21 protein-coding genes are annotated in these 23,335 nt (G+C 63.1%); 8 read left to right on the plus strand and 13 right to left on the minus strand.

Translation table 11 applies throughout. The features are described from left to right. Nucleotides 1–49: 49 nt before the first annotated feature. Nucleotides 50–1,633 (minus strand): peptide chain release factor 3, encoded by a 1,584-nt coding sequence (locus RT582_RS06000; RefSeq protein WP_313476932.1) that lies wholly within the window; start codon nucleotides 1,631–1,633, stop codon nucleotides 50–52. A gap of 406 nt (nucleotides 1,634–2,039) precedes the next feature. On the opposite strand from RT582_RS06000, the gene RT582_RS06005 reads away from it, so the two are divergent. Beyond that, entirely contained in the window at nucleotides 2,040–3,203 is a 1,164-nt protein-coding gene (locus tag RT582_RS06005; RefSeq protein WP_003302224.1) for a type III PLP-dependent enzyme, read from the plus strand. Between the two features lie 58 nt (nucleotides 3,204–3,261). On the opposite strand, the gene RT582_RS06010 is transcribed toward RT582_RS06005, so the two are convergent. Continuing rightward, entirely contained in the window at nucleotides 3,262–4,020 is a 759-nt protein-coding gene (locus RT582_RS06010; protein ID WP_313476933.1) for a tetratricopeptide repeat protein, read from the minus strand. Further along, nucleotides 4,020–4,700 carry a Fe2+-dependent dioxygenase gene (locus RT582_RS06015; protein WP_278420986.1) on the minus strand — a complete coding sequence of 227 codons (681 nt, stop codon included), beginning with the start codon at nucleotides 4,698–4,700 and terminating at the stop codon, nucleotides 4,020–4,022. Before RT582_RS06015 ends, RT582_RS06010 begins: the two co-directional genes overlap by 1 nt. 139 nt (nucleotides 4,701–4,839) lie before the next feature. On the opposite strand from RT582_RS06015, the gene RT582_RS06020 reads away from it, so the two are divergent. Further along, nucleotides 4,840–7,098, plus strand: coding sequence for a TonB-dependent receptor (locus RT582_RS06020; protein WP_313476934.1), 2,259 nt, complete (start codon nucleotides 4,840–4,842; stop codon nucleotides 7,096–7,098). A gap of 60 nt (nucleotides 7,099–7,158) precedes the next feature. Here the strand turns inward: RT582_RS06020 and RT582_RS06025 are convergent, their stop codons facing one another. From RT582_RS06025 to RT582_RS06050, 6 genes are all read right to left on the minus strand, one after another. Next, nucleotides 7,159–8,718 (minus strand): sulfite reductase subunit alpha, encoded by a 1,560-nt coding sequence (locus RT582_RS06025; protein ID WP_313476935.1) that lies wholly within the window; start codon nucleotides 8,716–8,718, stop codon nucleotides 7,159–7,161. A 70-nt stretch (nucleotides 8,719–8,788) separates the two neighbouring features. Further along, nucleotides 8,789–9,664 (minus strand): DUF4198 domain-containing protein, encoded by an 876-nt coding sequence (locus tag RT582_RS06030; protein WP_313476936.1) that lies wholly within the window; start codon nucleotides 9,662–9,664, stop codon nucleotides 8,789–8,791. A 14-nt stretch (nucleotides 9,665–9,678) separates the two neighbouring features. Continuing rightward, the gene (locus tag RT582_RS06035) at nucleotides 9,679–10,188 is read right to left on the minus strand and encodes a DUF2271 domain-containing protein (RefSeq protein ID WP_023445936.1); all 510 of its coding nucleotides are present in this window, start codon (nucleotides 10,186–10,188) and stop codon (nucleotides 9,679–9,681) included. Between the two features lie 9 nt (nucleotides 10,189–10,197). Beyond that, the gene (locus tag RT582_RS06040; RefSeq protein ID WP_313476937.1) at nucleotides 10,198–10,791 is read right to left on the minus strand and encodes a PepSY-associated TM helix domain-containing protein; all 594 of its coding nucleotides are present in this window, start codon (nucleotides 10,789–10,791) and stop codon (nucleotides 10,198–10,200) included. A gap of 158 nt (nucleotides 10,792–10,949) precedes the next feature. Next, nucleotides 10,950–13,154, minus strand: coding sequence for a TonB-dependent receptor domain-containing protein (locus RT582_RS06045; RefSeq protein WP_313476938.1), 2,205 nt, complete (start codon nucleotides 13,152–13,154; stop codon nucleotides 10,950–10,952). A gap of 178 nt (nucleotides 13,155–13,332) precedes the next feature. After that, nucleotides 13,333–14,037 carry an SIMPL domain-containing protein gene (locus tag RT582_RS06050; protein ID WP_023445933.1) on the minus strand — a complete coding sequence of 235 codons (705 nt, stop codon included), beginning with the start codon at nucleotides 14,035–14,037 and terminating at the stop codon, nucleotides 13,333–13,335. Between the two features lie 152 nt (nucleotides 14,038–14,189). Here RT582_RS06050 and RT582_RS06055 point away from each other — a divergent pair, with 152 nt between their 5' ends. From RT582_RS06055 to RT582_RS06080, 6 genes are all read left to right on the plus strand, one after another. Beyond that, complete coding sequence (locus tag RT582_RS06055; RefSeq protein ID WP_003302234.1) at nucleotides 14,190–15,443, plus strand: ATP-binding protein; 1,254 nt, start codon at nucleotides 14,190–14,192, stop codon at nucleotides 15,441–15,443. A 32-nt stretch (nucleotides 15,444–15,475) separates the two neighbouring features. After that, nucleotides 15,476–16,036: a response regulator transcription factor gene (locus tag RT582_RS06060; RefSeq protein WP_014821408.1), complete on the plus strand. Its 561-nt coding sequence runs from the start codon at nucleotides 15,476–15,478 to the stop codon at nucleotides 16,034–16,036. Between the two features lie 105 nt (nucleotides 16,037–16,141). Continuing rightward, nucleotides 16,142–17,083, plus strand: a complete 942-nt coding sequence (locus RT582_RS06065; protein ID WP_023445931.1) for an AEC family transporter — start codon at nucleotides 16,142–16,144, stop codon at nucleotides 17,081–17,083. Nucleotides 17,084–17,269: 186 nt separating this feature from the next. Next, entirely contained in the window at nucleotides 17,270–18,247 is a 978-nt protein-coding gene (locus RT582_RS06070) for a M23 family metallopeptidase (protein WP_313476939.1), read from the plus strand. Then, nucleotides 18,228–18,584, plus strand: a complete 357-nt coding sequence (locus RT582_RS06075; RefSeq protein WP_014821405.1) for a hypothetical protein — start codon at nucleotides 18,228–18,230, stop codon at nucleotides 18,582–18,584. The genes RT582_RS06070 and RT582_RS06075 overlap by 20 nt, the downstream gene beginning before the upstream one ends. A 17-nt stretch (nucleotides 18,585–18,601) precedes the next feature. Then, nucleotides 18,602–19,027 (plus strand): bactofilin family protein, encoded by a 426-nt coding sequence (locus tag RT582_RS06080; protein WP_221102825.1) that lies wholly within the window; start codon nucleotides 18,602–18,604, stop codon nucleotides 19,025–19,027. Nucleotides 19,028–19,070: 43 nt separating this feature from the next. Here RT582_RS06080 and RT582_RS06085 read toward each other — a convergent pair whose 3' ends face one another. From RT582_RS06085 to gatB, 4 genes are all read right to left on the minus strand, one after another. Then, nucleotides 19,071–20,156: a calcium/sodium antiporter gene (locus RT582_RS06085; protein ID WP_014821403.1), complete on the minus strand. Its 1,086-nt coding sequence runs from the start codon at nucleotides 20,154–20,156 to the stop codon at nucleotides 19,071–19,073. Between the two features lie 38 nt (nucleotides 20,157–20,194). Beyond that, nucleotides 20,195–21,280, minus strand: coding sequence for a calcium/sodium antiporter (locus tag RT582_RS06090; RefSeq protein WP_313476940.1), 1,086 nt, complete (start codon nucleotides 21,278–21,280; stop codon nucleotides 20,195–20,197). Nucleotides 21,281–21,347: 67 nt separating this feature from the next. Continuing rightward, nucleotides 21,348–21,749, minus strand: coding sequence for a septal ring lytic transglycosylase RlpA family protein (locus tag RT582_RS06095; protein ID WP_014821401.1), 402 nt, complete (start codon nucleotides 21,747–21,749; stop codon nucleotides 21,348–21,350). Between the two features lie 140 nt (nucleotides 21,750–21,889). Then, nucleotides 21,890–23,335 (minus strand): Asp-tRNA(Asn)/Glu-tRNA(Gln) amidotransferase subunit GatB, encoded by a 1,446-nt coding sequence (gene gatB / locus RT582_RS06100; RefSeq protein ID WP_278398090.1) that lies wholly within the window; start codon nucleotides 23,333–23,335, stop codon nucleotides 21,890–21,892.

A 23,335-nucleotide genomic window follows, 5' to 3' on the forward strand; every position in this document is an offset into this window, starting at 1 on the left:
CGCAGAACCAACTACGCCTGCTGTACCCCGCAGCAGGCGCATTCTTGGGTCAGTGATGCTCTCGTGTCGCCCTGAACTTCACATCCGGCCAGCGCTCTTCCATCAGGCTCAGGTTCACCCGTGTCGGCGCCAGGTAGGTCAGGTGGCCGCCGCCGTCGATGGCGAGGTTCTCGTAGGCCTTGGTCTTGAAGTCTTCGAGCTTCTTCTTGTCATCGCACTCGATCCAGCGCGCCGACCAGACGTTGATCGCCTCATAGGCACACTCGACCTTGTATTCCTCTTTCAGGCGACTGGCGACGACGTCGAACTGCAGCACGCCGACCGCGCCGAGGATGATGTCGTTGTTGCGCTCGGGGAAGAACACCTGGGTGGCGCCTTCCTCGGCGAGTTCCTGCAGGCCCTGGCGCAGCTGCTTGGATTTCAGCGGGTCCTTCAGGCGCACGCGGCGGAACAGTTCCGGTGCGAAGTGCGGGATGCCGGTGAAGCCGAGGTTCTCGCCTTCGGTAAAGGTGTCGCCGATCTGGATGGTGCCGTGGTTGTGCAGGCCGATGATGTCGCCGGCCCAGGCTTCCTCGAGCATTTCCCGCTCGCTGGAGAAGAAGGTCAGGGCGTCGGCGATGCGGACATCCTTGCCGATGCGCGCGTGGCGCAGCTTCATGCCTTTCTCGTACTTGCCCGAGCAGATGCGCATGAAGGCGATGCGGTCGCGGTGCTTGGGGTCCATGTTCGCCTGGATCTTGAACACGAAGCCGGTGAACTTCTCCTCGACCGGCTCGACCACTCGCTCGTTGGCTGCGCGGGGCAGTGGCATCGGCGCCCAGTCGACGACGGCGTCGAGCACGTGGTCCACACCGAAATTGCCCAGCGCGGTACCGAAAAACACCGGGGTCAGCTGACCATTGAGGAATTCGTCCTGGTCGAACTCGTGGCAGGCGCCCTGAACCAGTTCCAGCTGTTCGATGAAACGCTCGTACTCGTCGCCGATGTGCTTGCGCGCTTCGTCGGAATCCAGGTTCTGGATGATCTTGACCTCGGTGCGCTCGTGCCCGTGGCCCGGCGTGTAGACGATGATGTAGTCGTCCTTGAGGTGGTACACGCCCTTGAAGTCGCGGTAGCAGCCGATCGGCCATGTGATCGGCGCGGCCTTGATTTTCAGCACCGCCTCGATTTCGTCGAGCAGTTCGATGGGGTCGCGGATATCGCGGTCGAGCTTGTTGATGAAGCTCACGATCGGCGTGTCTCGCAGGCGGCAGACGTCCATCAGCGCGATGGTGCGTGGCTCGACACCCTTACCTCCGTCGAGAACCATCAGCGCCGAGTCCACCGCGGTCAGGGTGCGATAGGTGTCTTCCGAGAAGTCCTCGTGACCGGGGGTGTCGAGCAGGTTGATCATGTGCTCGCGGTAGGGGAACTGCATCACCGAGGTGGTGATGGAGATGCCGCGCTGCTTCTCCATTTCCATCCAGTCGGAGGTGGCATGGCGGTCGGATTTGCGCGACTTCACCGTACCGGCAACGGCGATCGCCTTGCCCATCAGCAGCAGCTTTTCGGTGATGGTGGTCTTGCCCGCATCGGGGTGCGAGATGATGGCGAAGGTACGGCGCTTCGCGACTTCGGCGGCCTGAGTGGTCATCGGAATTAAGGAACCCGTCGACGAGTAGTCGGTCTGTCAAAAAAGGCGGCGATTATAGCGGCAAATGGATTTCGCTGCGGCCCGCACGGCTGCGGAAATCGCCGATTTGTGCAGTTTCCATGACGCTTTGTTTTGAATCGACAACAACTCGAAACGGATGCACCTTCGGGACGTTTTTTTGATTGATCTATGCCCCCCTTGGTCCTAAAGTTCGCGCCCGAACGTCCATGCTGGCAACGATCCATCCGGCTCAAGTACTGACGACGAGAGATCCTCCGTGATACTCGGCGACATGCCTTGGGAAGTAGGCGAACCAAAGTGGGGAAACTGATCAGGCGTTCTTGTCAGGGCTGATGCCCTCCATCCCTCATCCGACTTTTGTTTCCCGTTTTTTGGAGTCCCACGCATGACGGTCAAGATCGAAGACTATTACCCTCGCGCCACCTTCCAGAAGATGAAGGCATTTGCCGACCAGCACGAAACCCCCTTCGTGGTGATCGACACCGAAACCATCAGCAAGGCTTATGACGACCTGCGCGCCGGTTTCGAATTCGCCAGCGTGTACTACGCCGTCAAGGCCAACCCGGCGGTCGAGATCATCGATCTGCTGCGCGACAAGGGTTCGAGCTTCGATATCGCCTCGATCTATGAGCTGGACAAAGTAATGTCCCGCGGCGTTGGCCCGGAGCGCATCAGCTACGGCAACACCATCAAGAAAGCCAAGGACATCCGCTACTTCTACGACAAGGGTGTGCGCATGTTCGCCACCGACTCGGAAGCCGACCTGCGTAACATCGCCAAGGCCGCGCCGGGTTCGAAAGTCTATGTACGCATCCTCACCGAAGGCTCCACCACTGCGGACTGGCCGCTGTCACGCAAGTTCGGCTGCCAGACCGACATGGCGATGGATCTCTTGATCCTCGCGCGTCAGCTGAAGCTGGAGCCCTACGGCATTTCCTTCCATGTCGGTTCGCAGCAGCGCGACATTTCCGTATGGGACGCCGCCATCGCCAAGGTCAAGGTGATCTTCGAGCGTCTGAAGGAAGAAGACGGCATCGAGCTGAAGATGATCAACATGGGTGGCGGTTTCCCCGCCAACTACATCACCCGCACCAACAGCCTTGAAACCTACGCCGAGGAAATCATCCGCTTCCTCAAGGAAGACTTCGGCGACGAGTTGCCGGAAATCATCCTCGAGCCGGGTCGCTCGCTGATCGCCAACGCCGGCATCCTCGTCAGTGAAGTGGTGCTGGTGGCACGCAAGTCGCGTACAGCGGTCGAGCGTTGGGTTTATGTCGATGTGGGCAAGTTCAGCGGCCTGATCGAAACCATGGACGAGTCGATCAAGTTCCCGATCTATGCCGAGAAGAAGGGCGAAGTCGAGGAAGTGGTGATCGCCGGTCCGACCTGCGACAGCGCCGACATCATGTACGAGAACTACAAGTACGGGCTGCCGCTTAACCTGGCCATCGGCGACCGCCTGTACTGGCTGTCCACCGGTGCCTACACCACCAGCTACAGCGCCGTCGAATTCAACGGCTTCCCGCCGCTGAAGGCTTACTACATCTAAGCCGTAGACGATGAACGAACGCCCCGCATTGCGGGGCGTCTTCGTTTCTGTGCTTCGTTCACCGAACCCCGGCGCGTAGCTCGTTGCGTCGCCGCGCGTAGGCCTCGACGATATCGGCAATCTGCGGCAGCGCAGCAGCTTGCAGGCTGGCGAGCGCAGTCTCGATGAACTTGAGATGGCCAAGCTCCAGCGCGCGACTCAGCCAATGCCGCGCCGCATCCCATTGCTGCTGGGTGAGCAGCACGGCGGCATGGCTGAACTGGCCGCGAAAGTCGCCGGCCTCGGCGGAACGTCGATACCAAGAGTGGGCCGCTGACACATCGAGCGATACGCCGAGGCCTTCCTCCAGGCAGCGGCCGGTGAGGTTCATCGACTTGGCATGGCCGAGTTCGGCGGCCTGGCGATATAGGCGATAGGCCGCAGCTTCATCCTGCGAAATGCCGCGGCCGGTGGCGAGCAGGTTGGCCAGGTTGTACATGCCCCAGTCCAGGCCCATTTCTGCTGCACGTCGGTAGAAATCGGCCGCTCGTGCAGGATTGGCAGGGGCGCCCCAGCCATGTTCGTGGCAGCGTCCGGCCATGTTGCAGGCCATGGCGTGGCCGCGATCGGCAGCGATGCTGAACCAGATCAGCGCGAGCGCAGGATCTGCCTCAATGCCACGGCCATCCAGGAGGATCTGGCCGAGCAGGGCTTGCGCTTCCAGCTCTCCGGCTGCGGCAGCAGCCAGTACCAGCCGTGCCGCACGCTGGGGTTGTTCAGCGAGGTGCCCGAGCTGTTCGGTGCCGAGCGTCTCCTCACGACGCAGAAGATGAGGCATCAGACCTCGACCCAGCGGCGCAGCAGGTTGTGATAGGTGCCGGTCAGTTGCACCAGGGATGGGTGCTCCGGCACATCGGCGGTCAGTTGCTGGATGGCCTGGTCCATCTCGTAGAGCAGCGTGCGCTGCGCATCCTCGCGCACCAGGCTCTGAATCCAGAAGAACGAAGCCAGCCGCGCGCCGCGGGTGACCGGCTCCACCTTGTGCAGGCTGGTGCTGGGGTAGAGCACCATGTCGCCGGCAGCGAACTTCACCCGCTGCGTGCCGTAGGTGTCGTGTATCACCAGCTCGCCGCCGTCGTACTCGTCGGGATCGCTGAAGAACAGTGTGGCGGACAGGTCGGTGCGCACGCGTTCGGCGCTGTTGCGTACCTGACGCACCGCATTGTCGATGTGATAGCCGAACTCGCCGCCTGCCGTGTAGCAGTTGAACAGGGGTGGAAAGACCTTGCTCGGCAGCGCGGCAGACATGAACTGCGGGTGCTGCCAGAGCCGTTGCAGCATGGCTTCGGCAATCTCGCGGGCGAGTGGGTCGTCCTCCGCCAGCTGCAGATTGTATTTGGCCTTGGCCGACTGATAGCCGGCCGTTACTCGGCCGTCCTGCCAGTTGGCCTGTTCCAGCGCGGAGCGAATACGGTCTGTTTCTTCTCTGGAGAACACATTAGCAATGCGTAGAAGCATGGATCACCGGCAGGAGCGAAAAAGAGCAAATGATATTAGTTTGCATTCAGGTGTTTCAGAATGCGACAGAATGTATCAGAATGCCACCCGCTAATAATAGCAATTCGCAGTTGCATCAACTTCCAAGGATCCGCATTACATGTCGCGTCAGTCTCTAGAACTGGCCCAGCCACCTCGCGTGTTGGCTTCGGCTATCGGTGTCGCCCTTACCGCTTTCACCGCTCCCTCCATGGCTCAGGTTGTGCCTGCAGCGTCATCGCCCAGCGAAGCGCCGGTTGCGCTCGATGAAGTGACGGTAATCGGTGAGCAGGAACAGGCCTACAAGGCCGATACATCCGCCTCGAAGAAATACACGGCACCGCTGCGCGAAACACCGAAGTCGGTCACCGTGATCACCGACCAGGTGATTCGCGACACCGGTTCGCTGACGTTGGTCGATGCGTTGCGCACCACTTCCGGTATCACCTTCGGTGCGGGCGAGGGCGGAAATCCGGCGGGCGACCGGCCGATCATCCGCGGCTTCAACGCCGAGAACGACACCTTCATCGACGGCCTGCGTGACGTTGGCTCGCAAACCCGCGAGATCTTCAACGTCGAGAGCATCGAAGTGAGCAAGGGGCCGGGCTCAGCCTACACCGGTGCCGGCTCCACGGGCGGCAGCCTCAACCTGATCAGCAAGACCGCCAAGCAACGCGACTTCGGCGATGCCAGCGTCACCCTCGGTTCGGACCAGACGCGCCGCTATACGCTGGACGTCAACCGCGTGCTCGGTGACAACGTCGCCGGCCGTCTGAACCTGATGAAGCACGAGGCCAACGTCGCCGGCCGCGATGGTGTGGATGTCAGTCGTTGGGGCGTGGCACCGACCATCACCTTCGGCTTCGATACGCCGACTCGGGCGACGCTGTCTTACTACCACCTGGAAACAGACGACATGCCGGACTACGGCATTCCGCTGACCGTGGCTACGCCAGGCAATCCAGGTCGCGAGCCAGTGAGCGTGGATCGCGACAACTTCTACGGCCTTGAAAGCCGCGACTTCCGCGAGAGCACCACGGATGCCGGCACCATTCGGCTCGAGCACGACCTGAACGAGAACCTGACCGTCTCCAACACCACGCGTATCGCCCGCACCACCCTGGACTACATCGTCACCAACCCGGACGACTCGCGTGGCAACGTGCCCAATGGACTGGTTTCGCGCTCTGCCAAGAGCCGCAATTCCGATACCCAGAGCTGGGTCAACCAGACCGATCTGACGGCGCGATTCGACACCGGCAGCATCGAGCACACCCTGGTGACCGGCGTGGAAATCAGCGATGTCGGCGTGCACAACCGACCCTACGTGGTCACTCCGGGCACCAGCGGCAACACCTGTTCGTCGGCGCACCTGGCTTCGGGCGACTGCATCAGCCTGTCCAACCCGAGCTCCAAGGATGCCTGGACCGGCAGCATCGCGCGCAGCGCGGCGACGACCGATACCGACACCGAAACGCTGGCGGCCTACGTCTTCGATACGCTGAAGTTCAACGAGCAGTGGTCGCTGAACATGGGCCTGCGCTACGACGACTACGAAACGGAGCAGAAGGCCGTCTCCACCGCCGGTGTCGTCACCCGGCCGGAGAACAAGAGCCACTTCTGGAACTACCAGTTGGGTCTGGTCTTCAATCCGCTGCCCAATGGCAGCATCTACGCGGCGTGGTCGACCTCCAGCAACCCGTCCGGCGAGACCGGCGGCGAAGGCTCCGATGCGCTCAGCGTGAACAACCAGGTTCTCGATCCGGAGCGCAACCGCAACTACGAGATCGGCACCAAGTGGGACTTCTTCGACGAGCGTCTCGGCCTGACCGCCGCGCTGTTCCGCACCGAGAAGACCAACGCGCGGGTTACCAACGCCAGCGGTTTCCAGGAAAGCATCGGTGAAACCCAGGTCGACGGCCTGGAGCTGGCCGCCACCGGCCAGATCACCCGTAACTGGCAGGTGTTTGCCAGCTATACCTATCTGGACGCCGAACTGGTCAAGTCCGGTGCCGCCAACGTCGGCACCCGCGCGGCGCCGGTGTACGTGGAAGGGCTGTACGACGGTAACGAGGTGCCGAGCACGCCGAAGCACAGCTTCAGCTTCTGGAACACCTACAACCTCACCCAGGACCTGACCATCGGTGGCGGTGCGACCTACGTCGACTCCCGCTTCGGCGACACGGCCAACAACATCGAGGTACCGGAATACTGGCGCTACGATGCGATGGCCGCCTATCGCGTGAGCAAGAATCTGGACCTGCAGCTGAACGTGCAGAACCTGACCGACAAGCGCTATTTCGATCAGGTCTACGGCAGCCACTATGCCCACGTCGCGGCCGGTCGTACTGCGTTACTGAGCACCAACTTCCACTTCTGATCCCGCTGTGAAAATGACAAAGGCCGCTCTTCGAAGCGGCCTTTGTCGTTATGGCGGACATCAATACAGGTCGCGGCGATAGCGTCCCTGCTCGCTCAGCTGTTCCAGCCGCGCCTGGCCGAGCAGACCGAGCAGGATCTGCTGCACTTCCTGCCCCATGCCTTCCAGGCTGCCGCAAACGTAGATCGCCGCGCCCTGGTCGATCCAGCGGCGCAGGTCGTCGGCCGCGTCCCGCAAGACTTGCTGCACATAGCGCTTCTCCGGCTGGTCGCGAGAGAACGCCAGGTCCAGCCGCTCCAGCAGGCCGCTGTCGAGCCAATGCTGCAGTTCGTCTCGAAAGAAGAAGTCGTGGGCGGCGTTGCGTTCGCCGAACAGCAGCCAGCTGCGTGAGCCTTGGGGAGCGGCTGCGCGTTCGCGCAGGTGCGCGCGCAATCCGGCGATCCCGGTGCCGTTGCCGATCAGGATCAGCGGTGTATCGACCGAGGGCCCATGAAAACCGGGGTTGCTGCGGATGCGCAGGGCGATCCGCTCGCCAATCGCCGCGTGACGGCACAGCCAGCCGGAGCCGAGGCCGAGCGTGCCGTCCGGATGACGAGCTTCGCGCACCACCAGCTGCACGGCGCCGTCCGCGGGTATCGAGGCGATGGAGTATTCGCGGTGCGGCAAGGGCGGCAGGGCCAGCAAGGCGGGCAGGTCGAGCGTGCGCAACACGTCGAGGTCCGGCAGGCGTAATCCGGCCAGCTGGCTTGCCAGACGCTGTCCATCCACCCGCTGCTGCGGGTCGTGATCCAGCTGCTGCAGCAAGCGTTCCATGCGGGCCAGTTCGTGCTGCGGGCCGACCTCGACGATATCGCCGGCGCGCCAGCGTTGCTGATCGTCGACTGGCACGAGCGTCAGATGCTGCACTGGCCCGCCGGCACTGCCGGGGTTGAGGCAGCGGCGCTCGGTGAGCTGCCATTGCCGATAGGGCGCCGGCAGCCAGTCGCTGAAATCACTGTTGCCGCTCAGCTGGGCCAGCTGTTGTTGCCAGTGGCGCAGTACGCCGGGATCGGCTCGGTCAGCCTCCAGGCGATCGAACAACGGCGTGGCGCCGCATTGGCGCATTCGTTCATCCAGACGCTGGCCGAACGCACAGAAATGGCGGTACTGGCGATCACCGAAGGCCAGCACGGCATACTCGAGGTCCTGCAGCTGCAGGTTTGCCGTGCTCAGGCGCCGCTCGAAACGCGCGCCGTCGTCCGGCGCCTCGCCTTCGCCATAGGTGCTGACGACGAACAGGATGCGCCGCGCTGGCAGCCGGCTCGGCTCCAGCGCATTCAGCGGCAGCAGTTGCACGTTCAGGCCAGCTTCGCGAAGCTGCTCAGCACTGCGTTCGGCATAGAGCCGGGCTTGCCCGCCCTGGCTGGCATAGGTCACCACAAGCGCCGAGGTCGCGTCGGTAGATGCTGCTTTGCGGGGTAGCTGTCCACGCCAGCAATACAGCGACATGGCCAGATAGACGAGGACGACCACGGCAGCGCTGATCGCTCGCGACGGCTGCCACCACAGCAGCAGCGCAGCGACCGCGAGACAGCCGAGCAGCGGCGACAGGCGCCGGACGGATTGGAAAGGTCTGGGCAAGAGGCGGACTCGTTGCGGGGAATGCGGTAGCGCGCTGCCTGAGCGTCAGTGCTCAGGCAGCGGGCTGGCGTCAGGGCGCCAGCACTTCCAGCGTGGCGCTGTAGCTGGCGCGGCGCTCGGTGGCCGGCTTGCTGACGCCCTTGTCGGTAGTGAGCTCGGCTTCCAGCCAGTACATGCCAGCTTCCGGCCAGGTGATGCTGGCCTTACCGGCCTTGTCGGTTTTCGTCCTGATCTCCCCCAGTTGGTCGCGGTAGCGGTTGCCGCCCGGGATCACGCTGATCTCGACATCCGCGGCCGGCTTGCCATCGAGCAGAAAGACGAACTCCGCCGCTTCGCCGGCGAACAGGTCGTTGGGGTGGGTGACGGGCTTGAGTTCCAGGCCCTGGCCGCTGGGCGCGAGTACGTCAGTGCTGGGCGCACCGGAGGTCACGAACACTTCCATGCGGTTGCTGGTCTGGCTGACCTTGAGACCTTCGGCCTTGGCCGGGACGTCCTTGGCGAAGCTTTCCGGGGTGCCCATCCAGCGGCGCATCTGGCCGTTTTCCTTCCAGCTGGCGAACAGGCCGTTGTTGGCGACCGCCAGCTTGTAGGTGCCTTTCTGGCTCAGCTGCACATCGAAGGTACTGCGGTAGCGGCCGATGGCGCCGTTCTGTACCGCGACCTTGGAGCCATCCGGGGCGATGACCTGCAGCTCCGGAACCGGCCGCCCGCGCATGCCGGGCGGGCCACCTGCCGGCGCCTGGGCTGCCTCGCCGATACCCTTGAGGCGCATCGGCACGTGTTCGAAATAGAACAGGTCGTTGGAAACCGCGGCGTCGACGGTGATCCAAGGCTCGTCACCCGAGAGCACGGTGGCCGAAGGCAGCATCCAGGCGCGGTGGGCCTGGGCCGAAAGCGGCAGGCAGACGGCGAGGGCCAGGGCGGTCCATTTGATGGCGGGTTTCATGGCGTGCTTCCTGTTCATGGGGTCAGCGTGAGATTGATGGCGCCCAGCTCACTCTTGCCCTGGGCTTGATGTTCGGCGTTCTGCTGGGGCGGCCAGCTGAATGGGACGCGCAGCAGCTCGCGGCCGCCGACCTCTCGGGCCGCTTCGACCACCACGCGGTACTCGCCGGCCTCCAGCGTTTTGAACGGCGCCTGCTTGTCAGAGAACTTCAGGCTGTGGCTGCCCACGGCACGGGTGGCGCCGCTGACGCCATCAACCGGCATTTCCAGGCTGCGGCCGCTACGGCGCCACCACTGGCGCAGATCCTTGAGCCACTTTTCACCTTCCTTGTCCTTGAGCTTGGTGTCGTACCACACCGCCAGATTGGCAACGTGGCTCTGGTCCGGGCGCTCGAGCCAGATGGCGACATAGGGGCGGTGGTACTCGGCGACATCCAGGCGGGGGATTTCCACGTCCAGCTGCAGGTCCGCCGCGTATAGCGGGGCGCTAAGAAGGGCGAGGGGGAACAACAGGCGTTTACGCATGAGCAGTCCTTAATGAATGAAGAGCAGCGCCAGTAGCAGCGGAATCACCAGCCCCAGGCCAACCAGTGGCCAGGTGCCGGGGCGATTGCCGGCATGGCGTTGCAGGAGCAGCAGGCCGGTGAGGCTGAACACCACACAGGCAACGGCAAACAGATCGATGAACCAGCTCCAGGCTTCGCCGCTGTGACGGCCTTTGTGCAGGTCGTTGAAGTAGGCGATCCAGCCGCGATCGGTCAACTCGTATTCCAGCTCGCCGCTTTCCAGGCTCAGACTCAGCCAGGCATCGCCGCCAGGACGGGGCAGGGCGACGTAGAGTTCGCCATCGCTCCACTCGGCTTCGCGACCGGTCAGCTGCACGTCCAGGGTCTGTTCCAGCCATCGCTGCAGGTCAGCTGGCAGTCCGTCCTCCGGAGTGTCGGCCTGCAGACGGTTGAGCAGCCGCTCGGGCAGCTGCCCTTCGCGAGTGTCCACCAGCGGTTTGCTCTCGATTTGCCCGGCGTGGTTCAGCGTGATGCCGGTGACCGCAAACAGCAGCATGCCGACCAGGCACAGCGCGGAGCTGATCCAGTGCCATTGGCGCAGAGTGCCGAGCCAGATATGCATGGTGGTCCTTGGCGTATGGGAGGGTGGGCGAATTCTAGGGCGACTGACGCGGCGATGCTAAAGATTTACAAACAGCATACATTCGCGTTTTTCATGATCCGTATGGGCGAGAAACAACAGAGCCGGGATGATCCCGGCTCTGTTGTGTCGCCTTCAGGTCAGAAGGTCAGGTTGGCTGACAGCCACAGGCGGCGGCCTTCTTCCACGATACCGGTGGTGGCGGCGCCGGAGTGGCTGTAGTCGGTGCCGTAGGCCGTGCCGTTTGCGCTCCCGCCATTGGAATAGGTGGTGTAGGCCTTGCCGTCGACGAAGTCCTTGTCGAAGAGGTTGTAGATCGTCGCGTTGAGCGTCAGGTTCTCCGTAGCCCGATACGACCCGCCCAGGTGAAACAGCGTGTATGCCTTGGCGTTCTTGCCCAGCGTGTCGTAGATCGACTGGCTGGTGGAGTAGCTGCCGTTGGCGTTAGCGAGATTCTCGTAGCTGGAGGTGAAGCGCGCGCGCTCACCGCGGTACTCGCTCTTCAGCCACAGGCCCAGACGGTCGGTGGTCTGCCAGTCGAGTTTGGCGTTGGCCAGGTGTTCGGGCGTGTTGGTCAGCGGCTCTCCCTGGTTATCGCCACTCTTCTGCTCGCTGTCGGTGTAGGTGTAGTTGGCGCTCAGTTTCCAGGCTGGTGCGAACTGCCAGCTGCCAGCCAGCTCCAGGCCACGGGTCACCGCTTCGTCGACGTTGATCTGCTGCGAGCAGGTGCCGTTGTTGTTGCCTGCGCACAGTGGATCGGTGATCGGGTCGCCGCTGGCGATCTTGTCCTTGAACTTGTTGTGGAACAGCGTGGCGTTGGCGCTGAAGCCGGTCAGGCTGTCGAAATAGGCACCGATCTCGGTACTGGCGGTCGTTTCGGGGTCCAGGTCCGGGTTGCCGATGGTGATGATGGAGCCCTGGCCGGTTACGCCATTGATGCCGCCGTGCAGGTCGTTCAGGTCCGGCGTCTTGTAGCCCTTGCTGATGCCGCCCTTGAGGGTCCAGTTGTCGGTGGTGTTCCAGACCAGGTAAGCCCTCGGGCTGACATGTCCACCAAAGGACTCGTGGTCGTCATAGCGGGCGCCCAGGGTCAGGGCCAGATCATCGCGCAGGCGCCACTCATCTTCGGCAAACAGTGCCCAGGTCTTCTGCTCGAATTCCGTCTGGGCGATGCCATCGGTCATTTCGGCTTTCCACCATTGGCCGCCTACGGTGGCGATGTGCGATTTGCCGATCGGGGCAACCAGCTTGGTGTCGAAGACCAGGTTGGTGGTTTCCAGCTCGCGATCGTCGCCGCCGATTGCCCCGGGTACGGCGGTCGGCGCACCGATGGTGCCGGGAATGGTCCGGCCGAAGGTTTCGGTGGTGTTGTGCATCAGGCTGGAATCCAGCGTGCCGAAGCCGAGGCGGCCGGTGTGGGTCAGGGCGATCTGTTCGCGCTCGAAGCGAAGCTCGTCGTCATAGCCGTTCGCGGCACTAGCCGGCGCGGTGCAAGCCCTGTTCAAGCCGTCGAGGGTGCCGAGCTGGCATTCGTCGTTGTTGTATGCCTGCCGTCCACGCTCGATATCCAGCGCGAAGTCATGGTCCTGATGCGGGGTCAGGGCCAGGCGGGCGCCGATGTTCTGGTTGCGACCGTCGACGGGCGAGGGACCGCGCTTGCTGACATCAATGCCATTGCCGTAACTCAGATCCGACTCCTGGCGATCGAACAGGCTGCCGCGAACCTGCAGGCCGAGCAGACCGTCGATCAGCGGACCACTGGCGTAGACACTGGTGTTGCGGGTGTCGCCGAAGTCGCGATCTTGCTGATAGGTGTAATCCTGTGTCACCGAGCCGGTCCACTCCTTGCCGACCTTGCGGGTGATGATGTTGATTACCCCGCCCATGGCGTCGGAGCCGTAGAGCGTCGACATCGGGCCACGGATCACTTCGATGCGCTCGATGGCCGACAGCGGCGGCATGAAGCTGGTGGAGGTTTCGTTGAAGCCGTTTGGCGTGACATTGCCTGCGGCGTTCTGTCGACGGCCGTCGATGAGGATCAGGGTGTACTGGCTGGGCATGCCGCGAATGCTGATGTTGAGCCCGCCGGTCTTGCCGGTGCCCTGGCCGATATCGATGCCTTCCACGTCGCCCAGTGCCTGCGCCAGGTTGTTGTAGCGCTTCTGCTGCAGGTCTTCACGGCTGATGACGCTGATGCTGGCCGGTGCTTCGGTGATCTTCTGTTCGAAGCCGGAGGCGCTGACGACCGTGTCGTTGAGCGTGACAGGCGCGTTCTGGGCGAGAGCCGTCCAGCTGCAGCCGATCATGGCGCAGGACAGGGCGGTACGTGCGAAGGGGATAGACATGCGGGCTCCTTGTAGCCGTCTCTTTAGTGCCCGCATGATAATCATTCGTAAACGAGAATTTAGAATTTACTGCATTAGTTTCTCATCTGGGTCGTCAAATCGGTTGCCAGCCCTTGCACAGCGCGGGCTGGGTATTTGTAAGCGAATATTTAGAAGTGGTCCGAACGGTCAGTTTCGGTCACGGCATCTGAACTTCGATGACGCCGTCGGCGTTGATCGTGACCTGGCGAGTGCCCGCTTCGATTTCGGGGATGGGTGCCGATTCCATCATGTCCATCTTCATCGCGCTGCTGCGCATGACAGGTTGAAATCCGCCGCCGTTGAGGTTGAGGCTCACCAGCTTGTAACCGCTGCCGCCGAGCGCCTCGGTCGCGAGTTGGGCGCGCGCCTGGAACGCGGCGACCGCCTCCTTGAGCAGGGCATCCTCGTTCTGCTTGCGGATCGGGTCGGAGACACTGAAGTGCATGCTGCTCATCTTCAGGCTCTTCATCAGCTCGGCGGTCAGCTTCGACAGGCTGGCAAAGTTGCCGCTCTCCAGGCGCAGCTCGGCACGCTCCCGCCAGCCGGAGATCTGCTGGCCCTTGTCGTCATAGACTGGATAGCTGTTGCGGCTGCCCTGGCTGACGATCACATCCTTGCTCTGCCGAGCGGTCTGCAGCGCCTGGTTCAGCGCGCGGGTGGTCTCTGCCGCGAGCTGGGCGGGGTCGTTGTGTTGTGCTTCGCTGTAGAGCGTGACGTGCATGCGGTCATGGGCCACTTCGCTGCTGACCTCGGCGCGCAGGGCGACCTGGTTGTAGCGTGGTTCCTCGGCCATGGCGGGCAGGCTGACGAGGCTGGTGATCAGCGCCATGAGGGCTGCGCTGCGGAAGAGAGTTGGCTGCATAACGGATCCTTGGCATGTGCACCGGCCGGTGCGATAGCGCAAGACTCTACCTGCGCCGGTGAATGTATGCAGCTGCCCGTGCGTCGAGTTGCCGCATTTCGGTTTGGCCGCCAGACGGCTTGGTTATACTCCGCCGAATTCCTGGAGACTCCATGTACACATCCGTCCCGCTGCTATCTGCCAGCCGGCAGAACCTTCGGCTTCTGACCCTTATTCGCATCGTGGTGCTGGCTGCACAGTCCGGCGCCGTGGGCGTGGCCTACGCGACGCAGATGCTGACGCTGCCTTGGCTGGCGCTGGGTATCACGCTAGCCGTGTCGGCGGTGCTCTGTCTGGGTACGGCACTGCGTTTGCGCGGCCCGTGGCCCGTCACCGAGCTGGAATACGCCGTGCATCTGGGCTGCGACCTGATGATCCACAGCGCGCTGCTGTACTACTCCGGCGGCTCGACCAATCCGTTCGTTTCCTACTACCTGGTGCCGCTGACCATCGCTGCGGCAACCCTGCCGTGGCTTTATTCCATCGTGCTTTCCGGCCTGGCGCTGCTGGGTTACACGCTGATGCTGGTCTGGTACGACCCGCTCACCCTGCCACCCTTCGAGCGGGCGACGCTGCAGGTTTACGGCATGTGGCTGAGTTTCGCGCTGGCGGCCGCGCTGATCACTTTCTTCGTCGCGCGCATGGCCGAACAGCTGCGCCGACAGGAACAGCAGCAGGCCCAGCGCCGCGAGGAGAGCATGCGTGACCAGCAACTGCTCGCCGTGGCCACCCAGGCCGCTGGCGCCGCTCATGAACTGGGCACGCCGCTGGCAACCATGAGCGTGCTGCTCAAGGAGTTGCGCCAGGAATACAAGGACCCGCAGCTGAGCGAGGATCTCGGCCTGCTGCAGTCGCAAGTCCAGCTCTGCAAGGAGAGCCTGCGTCAGCTGGTCCGCGCCGCCGAGGCAGACCGGCGCCAGGCGGTCGTCGAGCAGACCGCACGCGAATGGGTCGACTCGGTCCTGCAGCGCTGGCACCTGATGCGTCCAGAGGCAACATTCCGCTTCCAGTGCGTCGGCCTTGGCAGTGCGCCGAAGCTGATGCCGCCGGCTGACCTCAGCCAGTCGCTGCTCAATCTGTTGAACAACGCCACCGATGCCAGTCCCGAGGATCTGGAAATACGCCTGGACTGGGATCCGCAGTGGATCAAGCTGACCATCCGTGACCACGGCGCCGGTGTTCCGCTGGCCATCGCCGAGCAGATCGGCAGACCCTTCATCACGACCAAGGGCAAGGGTTTCGGCCTTGGTCTGTTTCTCAGTCAGGCCAGCGTCACCCGCGCCGGCGGCACGGTGAAGCTCTACAATCACGAAGAAGGTGGCACACTGACCGAACTGCGCCTACCGCATGGTTCGGTACGCGCCTGATCCTGATCGTGACCAATGCGAGGAATGCACAGATGACCGACGAGTTGCAGCAAGAGGGTGAAGAACAACCTCACCTGCTGTTGGTGGATGACGATCCGACGTTCACCCGGGTAATGGCGCGCGCCATGAGTCGCCGGGGCCTGCAGGTCAGCATTGCTGGTTCTGCTGAGGAGGGCCTGGCCCTGGCCAAGCAGGATATTCCTGACTACGCAGTGCTCGACCTTAAGATGGAAGGCGATTCGGGCCTGGTGCTGCTGCCCAAGTTGCTCGAGCTGGACCCCGAAATGCGGGTGTTGATCCTGACCGGTTACTCGAGCATCGCCACAGCGGTGGAAGCGATCAAGCGCGGCGCCTGCAATTACCTGTGCAAGCCTGCCGATGCCGACGACGTGCTCGCGGCATTGTTGTCGCAGCATGCCGATCTCGACAGCCTGGTGCCGGAAAATCCCATGTCGGTCGATCGCCTGCAGTGGGAGCATATCCAGCGGGTGCTCAGTGAGCACGACGGCAACATCTCCGCTACCGCCCGTGCCCTGGGCATGCATCGACGGACCTTGCAGCGCAAGCTACAGAAACGTCCGGTGCGACGCTAACCGGCGTCATCGTCTCGCGGGGGCGGCGTTGTCATCACACGACGCCCGAGCCCTCGCGTAACGCATGCTTTATGCTTGCGAGCTTTGTAGTTGCAGGCGTCTTCCATGCTCCCCCTCGTACTGCAAACCCTGAGCGTCACTGCGCCGGTGTTTGCCATGTTGTTTCTCGGTGTCGCGCTCAAGCGCCTCGGCTGGATCGACGCTGCGTTCGTGTATACGGCTTCGGCGCTGGTGTTCAGGGGCACCATGCCGACGCTGCTGTTCATCTCCATCATCAAGGCCGATCTGACAGCGGCGCTGCAGCCGGCACTGCTGCTCTATTTCGTGCTTGCCACAATTGCGACATTCATCGTGGCCTGGGTCTGGGCCTTGTGGCGTTGCCCAGCATCCGATCGCGGCGTATACGTGCAGGGCGCTTTTCGTGGCAACAACGGCATCGTCGGTCTGGCGCTGGCCAGCAGCCTCTACGGTGACTACGGCCTGTCGGTTGGCGGTGTGCTCGCCGGGGTGGTGATTCTGGTCTACAACAGCCTCTCGGCGATGGTGCTCGCCATCTACAGCCCGGATGGACAGGTCGGCCCGAAGGAAATTTTGCTTAGCATCCTGCGTAATCCACTGATCATTGGTGTGGTCGCGGCCGTTCCCTTCGCCTATTGGCAGATTGACTTGCCGGGCTGGCTGATGACCTCGGGCCAGTACTTTGCGCAGATGACCTTGCCACTGGCGCTCATCTGCATCGGCGCCACGCTGTCATTGGATGCGTTGCGCAAGAGCAGCGGCAGTGCGCTCAGTTCGAGTCTGATGAAGATGGTCTGGCTGCCGGCACTCGCGACCCTGGGTGCCTGGGCCTACGGCTTTCGCGATGCGGAGCTGGGTATCCTTTTTCTCTACTTTGCCAGCCCAACGGCGGCGGCGAGTTTCGTCATGGCGCGCGCGGTCAACTCCAATCATCAGCTGGCCGCGACCATCATTGTCATCACGACGCTGATGGCAGCGCTGAGCATCAACGCCGGGCTGTTTCTGCTGGGCTGGCTGGGCTGGATCTAGTCGAGACCTTGGCTGCAATTCGCCGCGCCGTTCGTCGCCAATGCGGCTCTCAGCTTAAGAATCGCGGCGCGATGGTCGTAATCGGTCATCAGGCCTCAGAAAAAAAAGTGCGTTTGCGTCAAATTGCCCTGGACGTTCAACGGCTTGCCTGGCGAGGCGGCCGCTCCGTGTTCTAGGGAATCTCTCATGGCATTTTTCGCACCTTCGAGCCGCTCGCTGACGCGTGACGACATACGCGTGGTGAACCTGCGGCGCCTTGCGGTTCCGGGTTTTGCGCTGTTGCTGGTGCTGAGCCTGGGAAGCTTTGCCGGCGGTGTCTGGCTTGGCAGCGATCTGCGCACGCCGAACCTGGCCACGCATCAGGGTGATGTACCCGTCGAGGATGAGGACCGCTTTGCCATCGCCCGGGTCGGCGAGGTGGTCGGCCGGTTGAAAACTCTCGAATCCGATCTGCTCGCCCTGCAGCAGCTGATGGATCAACAGCGTGTTCTGCATGGCCAGCTGTCGGCGCTGGACCCGACGCTGTTGCCCGTGCTGGTGCCGGCACGCACGGACAGCGCAGGGCAGGGCGGTGCGCTGTTGCCGCCTCGGGGCTGTTCGGGGGAGCTGCTGATCGATGCCGAGCGGCTGAGCCTTGCCGACCTGCAGCGCAGCGAGACCTCTGCGCGCTGCATGCGGGTGATGCTGGACGGGCTGATGCAACAAGTGGCCGAGCGCAACGCGGCGCTCATGGCGATTCCGTCACGGCGACCGGTGGGCGAGGCACGGCTGGGCTCGGCATTCGGCAATCGCGTCGACCCCTTCCGCAAGAAACTGGCGTTCCATTCCGGGGTGGACTTCGCATTGCGCAGCGGCTCCGACGTGGTCGCTGCGGCGGGAGGCCGGGTGCGCTTCGCCGGCTACCGAGGTGCCTACGGCAAACTGGTGGAGATCGACCATGGCAATCGCCTGGTCACGCGCTATGCCCATCTGTCGCGACTGGATGTTCGCCAGGGTGAGGTCGTCACGCCGGCACAGCGTATCGGCGCGGTGGGTTCGACAGGCCGATCCACTGGTCCTCATCTGCATTTCGAGGTGCTGCACAAGGGGCGCTTCGTCGACCCGCAGCGGTTCCTGGCCCTGGGTGATCTGGAGCGTGACAGCGATGGCCTGGCTGAGGACTAAACGCCCTTCCACGCGCGAGTTGCTACGCGCCGAGCACCGACTGCAAGCCGCGCGCAGCGCGCGCAGCGGACGTTGGCTGATCTTTGGGCTGCTCTGTGTGATCGGCGCGCTGCTGTACCTGCGCAACCACGAGCAGGTGGCTCATGCACGGCAGGTCGAGGCGCTGACGCAGGACAGCCAGGCACTCAGGGCCGCGCTTGGGCAGAGTCGGTTGAAGCGCCAGGAAATCCAGGCCACCGAAGAGCAATTGCTAAGGCGTATAGCCACTCTCTCAGCGCAGGTCGAGCGGCTGCAGACCGATCTGGCGTTCTTCCGTCAGCAGAAGAAGGCCCGTTAACTTTTTTGGAGTAGATGATGTTCAACAAGAAGAAGTCGGTACCTCGCGTCACCATCGATCAGTTTTCCAGCCTGATCTCCGGCAACCTGTCCCTGATCGGGGACGTGACCTTCGAAGAAGGGTTGAAGGTCAGCGGTGAAGTGCGCGGCGATGTCTGCCACAAGCCGGGCACACACAGCTTGCTGGCGCTGAGTGCCGAGGGAAGAATCGAGGGCAACGTGAGCAGTTACGATGCGCTGATCGACGGCACCATCGTCGGCGATTTGGTGGTCGAGCATCTGCTCGAACTGCATTCCAACGCCCGCGTGCGCGGGAACATCCGCTATCGCCAGTTGAGCATGGAGAACGGCGCGGTGGTCGACGGGACCCTCAACCGCATGGGCGACGAAGAGGAGAGTGCCCAGGTGTTCGAGTTGCCGCGGCCTCAGGTCCGTGAGGGCTGAGTGAAGGCGGGCCAGCCAGGCCCGCCGGTGGTTCGTCCTGTTGTCAGCGCTGGGTTTTCCAGGCGCGGCCGGCGATGACCAGCAGCGTGATCGCGGTCAGCGGCAGTGCATAGCCCAGCATGGCGTCGCCAAAGGTTTCCGCGAACGGGCGGCCGGTACTGGTCAGCACCAGGTACAGGGTGTAAGCCACGTAATAGGCGACGAACAGGGCGCCTTCCCAGCGCTTGATGCAGTAGCCGGCGAAGAAAATCGGCAGGCAGGCTACCGCTACCGCGATCATCACCGGGAAATCAAAGGCTAGCGCGTTCGAAGACACACCGATCGCCTGCGGCGACACCAGCGAGGCCAGGCCGAGTACGCAGAGCAGGTTGAAGATGTTGCTGCCAACGATGTTGCCGACGGCGATATCGCGCTCGCCGCGAAAGGCCGCCATGATCGAGGTGGCCAGTTCTGGCAGTGAGGTGCCGATGGCGATCACGGTCAGGCCAATGACCAACTCCGATAGGCCGAGCGCCCGGGCCAGGGCCACGGCGCCCTCGACGAGGAAATTGGAGCCCACCACCAGCAACACCAGGCCTGCGATCACCAGGCCAGCGTTGATCAGCCCAGCATGCGGCTTGGCCGGCTCATCCAGGCCGAACTCCTTGGCAAACTCGTCGTCGACTTCCGCAGCTTTTTCGCGGCGACTGCTTATGATCAGGAACAGCGTGTAGACCACCACCGCGGTGAACAGCAGTGCACCGTCGATACGGCTGAGTTCTCCGTCCCAGGCTAGGCCGAAGGTCACGAGGCTGGCGCCGATCATGATCGGCACGTCCAGACGGATCAGTTGACGCGATACCACCAGTGGTGCGACCAGTGCGGTCATGCCGAGAATCAGCAGCACGTTGGCGATGTTGCTGCCCACGACGTTACCGATCGCGATGTCACCGCTGCCATTGAGTGCGGCCTGCACGCTGACGGCCGTCTCCGGCGCGCTGGTGCCGAAGGCGACCACGGTGAGGCCAATGACCAGTGGGGAGATGCCGAACTGGGCGGCGAGTTTGGCTGCACCTCGCACCAGGACCTCCGCGCCGGCAACGAGCAGCACCAGGCCGGCTATGAGGTAGACAAAGGTCATCAGGGTCACGATGGGGCGCTCCGCAAAAAATCCAGAAAGTGGGTGTTTCAGCGCTGGTGTTGCCAGGCGCGCAGGAAGATCACCAAAAGCGTGACGGCCGTCAAGGGGAACGCGAACCAGAGCATCGCGTCGCGCAGCAGCTCGATGGCACCCAGGCCGGTGGCGAACATCACCAGATACAGGGTGTAGGCCAGGTAATAGGCGAAAAACATCAGCCCTTCCCAGCGCCGGATGCAATACCCGGAAAAGAAAATCGGCAGGCAGGCGACGAACACGGCCAGCATTACCGGGAAGTCGAAGGACTGCGCATTGGGGGAAATGGACAGGCCTTCCGCGGCCACCGCGGCGCCGGCGCCGAGTACCAGCAGCAGGTTGAAGATGCAGCTGCCCACCACATTGCCGACAGCAATGTCGCGCTCCCCCTTGATGACCGCCAGCACCGAGGTCGCCAGCTCCGGCATCGAGGTGCCGACCGCAACCACCGTCAGGCCGATGACCAGCTCGGAAAGACCGAGCGCGCGCGCAAGGCCAACGGCACCTTCGATCAGCAGATTCGAGCCTCCCACCAGCAGCCCCAGGCCGAGCAGGATCAGCAGCAGCTGGAGCACCCAGGCATAAGGCTTGTCGCCAGCGTCCGGGCCGAACTCGGTGTCGAATTCATCGACGCCTGGTCCCGGCTTGTCCCGCTTGCTGGCGAGGACCAGAAACAGCGTGTAACCAATCAGGGTAACGAGCAGCAGGGTACCGTCCAGTCGGCTGATGCTGCCGTTCCAGGCCAGTCCATAGCAGAGCAGGCCGGCGCCGATCATCACTGGCACATCGAGGCGGATCAGTTGCCGGGATACCACCAGCGGTGCGATCAGTGCGGAAATGCCGAGAATCAGCAGGATGTTCGCGATGTTGCTGCCGATCACGTTGCCTACTGCGATGTCACCGCTGCCATTCAGCGACGCCTGCACGCTGACGGCTGTTTCCGGGGCGCTGGTGCCGAAGGCCACCACCGTCAATCCGATGATCAGGGGCGGAATGCCGAAGCGGCTGGCCAGTTTGGCCGCGCCGCGTACCAGCGCTTCGGCACCGACGACGAGCAGTACCAGGCCGCTGATGAGGTAGCCAAAGGTAATCAGCGACATGCGGGCGCTCCCTTGGCTGGGGTAGCGCAGTCTGTGCTCTGTGACATCACTGCAGGTGCCTGTTCCTTCATGGGAGGGTTTCGATACGCACGCGGATCACGCCGGTCTTGAGCATGTCCAGTTGTGCCGCCGCGGCGCGGGAAAGGTCGATGATGCGGCCGCGGCGAAATGGTCCGCGGTCGTTGATACGTACCACCACCTGCTTGCCGTTCTGCTCGTTGGTGACCCGCACCCGCGTGCCGAAAGGCAGGCTGCGATGAGCGGCCACCAGCGCGTTCTGATCATGGGTTTCGCCGTTGGCGGTGCGCTGGCCGTGATGCATCCGCGCGTAATAGGAGGCCTTGCCGCTCTGGCTGAAGCGCTCTTGCGTGGTCGGTGGTGCCTTGGCGGGTTGAGCCGGCTGGCGATCTGCGCAGCCGCTGACCAGCAAGGCCAGCAACAATAGGGCGGTGAAGCGTGTCAGGCGCATGAACAATCCTTCCGTTGGGTCGATCGCTGAGTCGGCGATGGCCCGCGGCAGGTGTCGTGACGTTGTGGCGATGCCGGGAGCGGTGATGCAGCGATGTCCGCGGTTGCAGCAGGGGCAACCGCGGAGGGCCATCGCTCAGCTTAGCCTTCGAGTTTTTTCTTCAGCAGTTGGTTCACCTGGCCAGGGTTGGCCTTGCCCTTGGAAGCCTTCATCGCCTGGCCGACGAAGAAGCCGAACATCTTGCCACGCTTGGCTTCGTCGCTGGCGCGGTACTGTTCGACCTGCTCGGCATTCGCTGCCAGCACTTCGTCCAGCATCGACTCGATGGCGCCGGAATCAGTGACCTGCTTGAGGCCCTTCTTCTCGATGATCTCGTCAGCCGAGCCTTCGCCGGCGGCCATGGCCTCGAAGACCATCTTGGCGATCTTGCCGCTGATGGTGTCGTCCTTGATGCGCAGGATCATGCCGCCCAGCTGCTCGGCGCTAACCGGTGACTGCTCGATCTCCAGGCCTTCCTTGTTGAGCAGGCTGGACAGCTCGCCCATCACCCAGTTGGCGGCCAGCTTGGCGTCGCCGCAGGTGCTGTTGACCTGTTCGAAGTAGTCGGCCAGTTCGCGGCTGGCAGAGAGCACGCTGGCGTCGTAGGCGGACAGGCCAAACTCGCGCTCGAAGCGCTCGCGCTTCTGCACCGGCAGTTCCGGCAGGCTGGCGCGGACTTCGTCGAGGAAGCTCTGCTCGATCACCACCGGTAGCAGGTCGGGGCAGGGGAAGTAGCGGTAGTCGTTGGCTTCTTCCTTGCTGCGCATGGAGCGCGTCTCGTCCTTGTTCGGGTCGTACAGGCGGGTTTCCTGCACCACCTTGCCGCCGTCCTCGATCAGCTCGATCTGCCGCTGCACTTCGTGGTTGATGGCTTTTTCGATAAAGCGGAACGAGTTGACGTTCTTGATTTCGGCGCGGGTGCCGAACTCGGTCTGGCCTTTCGGCCGCACCGAGACGTTGCAGTCGCAGCGCAGCGAGCCTTCGGCCATATTGCCGTCGCAGATGCCCAGGTAGCGCACCAGCGAATGCATCGCCTTGACGTAGGCGACCGCTTCCTTGGCCGAACGGATGTCCGGCTCGGAGACGATCTCCAGCAGCGGGGTGCCGGCGCGGTTGAGGTCGATGCCGCTCATGCCGTGGAAGTCTTCGTGCAGGCTCTTGCCGGCGTCCTCTTCCAGGTGCGCGCGGGTGATGCCGATGCGCCGCGTGCTGCCGTCTTCCAGGGTAATGTCCAGATAGCCCTTGCCGACGATGGGATGGTCCATCTGGCTGGTCTGGTAGCCCTTGGGCAGGTCGGGGTAGAAGTAGTTCTTGCGCGCGAAGACGTTCTTCGGCGCGATCTCGGCATCGATCGCCAGGCCGAACTTGCAGGCCATGCGCACGGCTTCAGCATTGAGCACCGGCAGGGTGCCGGGCATGCCGAGGTCGACCAGGCTGGCCTGGGTGTTGGGCTCGGCGCCGAAGGTGGTGGCGCTGCCGGAAAAGATCTTCGACTGGGTCGCGAGCTGTGCGTGGATCTCCAGCCCGATCACGGTTTCCCATTGCAT

The organism is Stutzerimonas kunmingensis, from assembly GCF_032106285.1.
Taxonomy (GTDB): Bacteria; Pseudomonadota; Gammaproteobacteria; order Pseudomonadales; family Pseudomonadaceae; genus Stutzerimonas; species Stutzerimonas kunmingensis_B.